The sequence below is a fragment of the Lentilactobacillus parafarraginis DSM 18390 = JCM 14109 genome (assembly GCF_001435895.1).
Classification (GTDB): domain Bacteria; phylum Bacillota; class Bacilli; order Lactobacillales; family Lactobacillaceae; genus Lentilactobacillus; species Lentilactobacillus parafarraginis.
On the sequence record NZ_AZFZ01000098.1, the window covers coordinates 1 to 5,677 of the forward strand.

The following is a 5,677-nucleotide window of genomic DNA, read 5'->3' on the forward strand; positions in this document are numbered from 1 at the left end:
AGTGTTGCACTTCAATTTTAAATCGGGGAAATTCTAAATTATATACATATGCGGTGATTTAGTAGCTCCCACCAAGCTGATTGAATTGCTCTTCCAATTCTCTAATTTGAGCCATAACTGATTTTCGATCAGCCCCCAAATAATTAGCTGTTCTAGTTTGAATTCGTTGATCCTCTCTCAACTGATCTATTGTTACACCCTTCGCCACCAATTCGTAATATCTGTTGAGGTCATATTGTGCTGACTCTAGATGATCCTGGTCCGCAAACTTATTACCATAGGGGTCATCGTTCTTTGAATCTTCTTTTAACTTATTCTGCCAAATTTCAATGTTTTCTAACCAAGCATTCTCACCCGCCCTCAATAATTCCTGATCATCACGATCTTCATCTGCTTTATCTGAGGCTTGATCTTGCTGTTCCATTAAATCATTGGATTTGCTGTATAGAAGGTCAATCTGTTTTGCTAATTCGTCAGTTTTATCAGAATTCATATTCCTATCATCAATAGCTGGATTACTTGAAGAATCCTTGATCACTGTATTTGATGCACGGACTGTTGATGATGAACCATTAGCATTCCCAAGTATTCTTCCATTCAGATGGTTTGCAAATTCAGGACTCATCGTGCTTTGGGACTGACCAACTTCCATTGGCGCAGGCGTTACAGCAGGTTTATTAACTTGAGGAGCTTCTGAGATTTGCTGTGGATGTTGATTATCTTGAGTCTGGTGTGAACTTGAAGTCGATTGTGCCGGAGTTACTGATTGTGGTTGATTTACAGGTAAACTTGTCCGAACGCGTTTCTTATCTGGAGAAGCCGTTGGAGACACAACCACTTTTATTGTCCGATATCCATGCCTTGTCGCAATTAAGGTGTATTTCCATCCACCCTTCATCTTACTTTTCAGTCGGAATCGAAAATGTCCTTTCCTATTAGCGATTCCATAGCCATACGACGTGCCAGCTCTTTTTAAGTGAAGCTTTGCACGCGGGATGGCCATACCGCTTATGTATTTTGAACGTTCTGTAAACTTCTGAACTTTAATCTGTTTGGTTGACTGCCCATTTACCGTCATACCGGAAGCTGATGCCAAAATAAAAACAGTTGTTGCAATAGTAAGCTTATTCATCATTAGATACCCCTCATCATCAATTCTATGGTGCTTATTAAGTTTACCATTTACTTATCAGATAAGTATAATTGCATTTTAATTATTGCGTGCCCTGAACTATCTAACGATGTATGTATATTTTAAAAATTGAATGTATCATCCTCCCTACCTGCGATGACGATCATTATAAAACATATAGCTAAACAACGGCAACGTCCANCACTCGCTATCGCCCCAATCAACGTTGCCAGTGTGAACCGCCAGAATATTAACGCCAACGAAAGAAACGTCACCGTCCAGAAAATCCACAGGTTCTTGCGCCGTTTTGCTCTGGCTTTGTTATATGCTATCTGATCCTTCGGCCTCATCGGCGGTCTCTCGACTATCATCAATATCTCCTCCATCAGCTAAATACATAAACACTTGAACGGTAATTGCTTCTTCATGTTCCCAATCCACATCATATATAATCGCATGCTTAAGGATATTGCGTTTCTGATCAATTAAGTACATGTCGTTTTCGATTTTAAGCACCCAAGCCTTGAAATCAGTATATAGCTGAAGTGCATAGGGGGCGGCTTCAATCCCCAAATTCATCTTAAAAATCTCGATTTCTCTGGTCGTGCCTTTTTCACGATCAACGGAATAAACATAGGTCGGAATTGCCGGATGATCACGATCGTCCAAATAATTATAAATGTAGTCATAAGCCAGCTGGTATTCGTTGGGTCCTTCTTCAACTTTCTGAACGGTTTTGGGTAGTTTATTTTGTAGATCTTCAATTTTCAAGGTTGCGGCCTCCTTGATGGGAAATTAAGTCAATAAAGTGACTAGCATGACACAATGATCGAACTTTCCATCATCATTTTATCGGATTTCAAGCTAAATAAGTTGTAAAAGGAGAAACTTTCTGGCTGTTTCCTGTTACTTCGATATATTGTCAACATGTCGATCCCAAAGGCAAATTAAAAGTGCCGACAAACGCCGGCACTTTAACTTTCACAATTCAGTTTGGACATAGAGACTTTACCAAATACTATACCCCCCATCCGCCAAAATTGTTTGTCCGGTAATCGCACTGGCAGCACCATATGACAGATAGTGTTCAGGTCAAATCACCTTCACGGCTAAATAGATTCAAGGATGGGTGTGTGGCTACTTCCTGTCAAGATTCAAGATGGGTTTTATTAAAAGCGGCCCACGTCAACGCAATTTTAAAACGCGACGAATATAGCTATCGATTGTCGTCGGTTTTCTTCCCAATAATTTGGTGAGAACATAGGGATTACCATCCAATCCCCACGCGCTGTAACTATCTGCCAAATGTTTAAACCCCTGACGGAAATAGAGATCCTTTGCATTGATTTCATCCAAGAATTCGGTGACTGACACGTACTCGGTCACCGCGTGTTCGCCAGTTATTTCATTATACGTGTCAACAAGATCTCGCGGCGAATAAGGCTCCGTCCCAACCAATTCAAATGTCGCTTTATCATATGTTTGCGGATTCTTTGCGACTTTAGCGATCACCTCACCAACATCAACAGGATCAACGTAGGCAACCTCGGCGTCGATATCGTAGAAGATTCGGTACTTCCCCGTTTGGTGAATCACTTTCGGATCAAAATTGTGCATGTAATGCATCGGCTGCAGAATTGTGTAGAGTAAATGATGACTCATCCCTTGATATATCAAGTGCTCCTCAACATCCCTTTTAGCAATGTGCTGCCACAAACTCGTTAAGATTGGATGAGTGACCGAAATAAATATAAATTGCTTCGCGTGATGAGCAATCGCGGAATCAATAAGTTGTTTGCCAATCAACGCCTCTTCTGAATTAAAGAGCGGTGGAATGTAAACAATTTGATCAGACGAAGCGGTCAACTTATCAATGAAGTCAATATCCGTTAGATCACCAACAAATGCCTCTTTAATTCCCGGCAAGTCACGAACAACTGGATTCACATCCGTGGCAGCAACTTCAAAGCCAGCCTTAACCAGCGCAGCGACAAAATAACGGCCAGTATGCCCGGCTGCAGACGTTACTAAAATCATAATGGTCACTCCTCGTATTATCAAATTATATCCAAATATTGAACCACAAGTCTTTGAATTAATTGTAACTCATATCACAAATTAAATGCAAGTGCATGTATTATATGTTAAACTATGCTTGCAACAAATTAAAGGAGGGGTTCTTTATGAAATTATCAGGTCATCATGTACTCATTACCGGTGGTACAACAGGCATTGGGCTGGGATTGGCAAAAGCCTTCATCGAGGCTGGTAGCAGTGTATTAGTAGTTGATTTTGACAATGACCACATTACTAAGGCAAAGGCCGATGTCCCTGAGTTGCAAACTTATCAGGCCGATTTATCCAAAGCGGGTGACAGGGAGAAACTTGCTCAATGGATAACAGATAATGATGCTGAACTGGACGTACTAATCAACAATGCCGGTATCCAGCGCTGGATCAATCTTAACCATCTTGATAAAAGTTGGGAATTTTACCATCAGGAACTAGCCATTAACTTAGAAGCACAGTTACATTTGATTATGTTACTTCTCAAGCAGATAAATCAAAACGGTAATGGCGCCATCATCAACGTTTCCTCTGGTCTGGTAATTAACCCAGGTTCTTGGGTCCCGCTGTACACGGCTTCAAAGTTCGGCGTTCACGGATTTACCCAGGCATTAAGATGGCAAATGGAAGATGAAAGCACTAAAGTTTTCGAAATCTTTCCACCAGCAGTAAATACGTCTCTGGGAGGAGCGTCCGAGCACACTTATGGTGTGAGTTTGGATGAATTTATCCCCGCCGTTATGCAGCAGATTGAGGCCGATAACTACGACATTACGTATGGGACATCCAAGGAACAGTATGATGCCGACAAAGCTACTAACCGTAAGCAAGATGAGATGGTCTGGCATATGTTCAAAGACAATCCCACTTTTAAGAATGCGTAGTGGTGAACGCCTGATTTGCTTGATTTAATTTGGTAAAAAGCGCGTGATTTTCGTCGAGATTTTCAAATGTCCGGTTCAACTGATCTACAAGTCGGTTAATTTGCTTGCTTGCATCAACACCGGCTTGGGTGAGACCTAGTTCAACACGTCGACCATCATTTTGGGCAACCTTCCGTTGAACATAGCCCAGCTTAACGAGTTTGTTAATCGCCCGGGTAACTGTGCTTTGGGTCAACTTAACGAATTGCGAAAAATCACTCTGAGTTAGTCCGGGATGTTCTGCTAGCTTTTGTAAGTAAAAATAATTGGTATGATTAATGCCCGGTAGTTGGATGGATGAGTCCAGCTGCTGGGTTATTTTGTCATAGAGAATTGCGAGATGTTGGATGTAACTTTGGGGCATAGTTGGTCACTCCAGTCATTTAAATACGAATTCGATGCTGTATTAAGTAATATGTTCAGAAATTTGTATATGGTAACGACAAGTTGCCATTGGCCGCATGTTATCAAGTTCTATTTTCCGCCTCCAAGAGGGCCCTTCTCAACTCATCATCCACCGCATAAATATAAAGCCCGTTAACCCCACGAGTTAATAACACATTCAACTCATTTGGTAACAGCCGGTCGGCTACCTTCATCTTCTTACCATTTTTCAATGTTCTATTTCGAATTGCATTTGTATTTTCACTTTCACTTGGATCAAACACAATATGTCCGTGACGATATTTCACAGAGGGCCCAATAATGACACCACTGTAATTAAGATCAAATCCTTGAATTGTATAAGTGGATCCAACCTCATTAATTGTCTGGGGTTGTTCAGCCCAAGCAAGCTTTTTCAGTGAACGGGCATTTTTTGGCTTCAACTGAAGGTTCCATGGCAAAGATAAGTCTCCAGCAGTAACCATCCAATAATCCGCATTATCCGGCTTTCGTTTACTGTTGTACTTCCAATCAAACGTTGCTAATATACGCGATAACCCCTTATCTTCGTCTTGAGCTTTATGCTGAATGGCTTCGTACATTTTCTTAGCATCACTAAAGATCCTGAGATCGTAATTATCATCCTTAGGAATTTTAGAAATCATCTTCTTCTCAGTAATATCCCGAATCCACTTGATTGTAGCGGCATTCGCATTTATCCGTAGTTGATTGCTCAACATTATCAAATTACCTTGAGAATCTGCACGCTCTTCCATTCTTCTGATATCATCCGGTTCAAGATACTCTTCAGTCTTTAACATCTGATTCTTATCAAATATTGCAACGGTGATACGAGAACGCTTCAAAATATCTTCCAACTGATTCTGACCACGATATGCCTGTTTTCCTTGAGTCCAAAGTAGATGTGCCTCATCAACTAAAACAACGTCTGCAGGTGCATTGGGACTATGGGTTGTAATAAAGTGTGTTGGCTTACTAACATCATTTTTATTGTTTACACCTAAATTCAACTTATTAACAATATCCTGATAAACTTTTAACTGTTCGTCATGATTCACCAATACATAATTTTCAAGATTACTAAAGCCTTGACGCAGGATACTGCCATCATCCTTTAAAGTACTAGGGTCCGTCTGAAAACTTTATTTCA

Annotated in this window: 6 protein-coding genes; 1 reads left to right on the forward strand and 5 read right to left on the reverse strand. The window is 40.7% G+C overall.

The window, feature by feature from the left end; translation table 11 throughout:
- Positions 1-58: 58 nt before the first annotated feature.
- The 3 genes from FD47_RS13480 to FD47_RS13490 all read right to left on the reverse strand — a co-directional run bounded on the left by FD47_RS13480 (position 59) and on the right by FD47_RS13490 (position 3,169).
- Positions 59-1,135: a hypothetical protein gene (locus FD47_RS13480; RefSeq protein ID WP_054736498.1), complete on the reverse strand. Its 1,077-nt coding sequence runs from the start codon at positions 1,133-1,135 to the stop codon at positions 59-61.
- Between the two features lie 318 nt (positions 1,136-1,453).
- Complete coding sequence (locus FD47_RS13485; RefSeq protein ID WP_054736496.1) at positions 1,454-1,903, reverse strand: hypothetical protein; 450 nt, start codon at positions 1,901-1,903, stop codon at positions 1,454-1,456.
- Between the two features lie 414 nt (positions 1,904-2,317).
- Positions 2,318-3,169: an SDR family oxidoreductase gene (locus FD47_RS13490; protein ID WP_054736494.1), complete on the reverse strand. Its 852-nt coding sequence runs from the start codon at positions 3,167-3,169 to the stop codon at positions 2,318-2,320.
- A 146-nt stretch (positions 3,170-3,315) separates the two neighbouring features.
- Here FD47_RS13490 and FD47_RS13495 point away from each other — a divergent pair, with 146 nt between their 5' ends.
- Entirely contained in the window at positions 3,316-4,083 is a 768-nt protein-coding gene (locus FD47_RS13495; RefSeq protein WP_056980799.1) for an SDR family NAD(P)-dependent oxidoreductase, read from the forward strand.
- Here the strand turns inward: FD47_RS13495 and FD47_RS13500 are convergent.
- Both FD47_RS13500 and FD47_RS13505 read right to left on the reverse strand, forming a co-directional pair.
- Positions 4,070-4,486 (reverse strand): MarR family winged helix-turn-helix transcriptional regulator, encoded by a 417-nt coding sequence (locus FD47_RS13500; RefSeq protein ID WP_054736483.1) that lies wholly within the window; start codon positions 4,484-4,486, stop codon positions 4,070-4,072. The two genes, FD47_RS13495 and FD47_RS13500, sit on opposite strands and share 14 nt — an antisense overlap.
- A 103-nt stretch (positions 4,487-4,589) precedes the next feature.
- On the reverse strand, positions 4,590-5,627 hold the full coding sequence (locus FD47_RS13505) for a DUF2075 domain-containing protein (RefSeq protein WP_338043344.1): 1,038 nt from the start codon (positions 5,625-5,627) through the stop codon (positions 4,590-4,592).
- Positions 5,628-5,677 lie beyond the last annotated feature (50 nt).

Bases quoted from the DNA above. Each gene is read 5' to 3' on its own strand.
- FD47_RS13480 (WP_054736498.1), bottom strand. From the start codon at position 1,135: ATGATGAATAAGCTTACTATTGCAACAACTGTTTTTATTTTGGCATCA.
- FD47_RS13490 (WP_054736494.1), bottom strand. From the start codon at position 3,169: ATGATTTTAGTAACGTCTGCAGCCGGGCATACTGGCCGTTATTTTGTC.
- FD47_RS13495 (WP_056980799.1), top strand. From the start codon at position 3,316: ATGAAATTATCAGGTCATCATGTACTCATTACCGGTGGTACAACAGGC.
- FD47_RS13500 (WP_054736483.1), bottom strand. From the start codon at position 4,486: ATGCCCCAAAGTTACATCCAACATCTCGCAATTCTCTATGACAAAATA.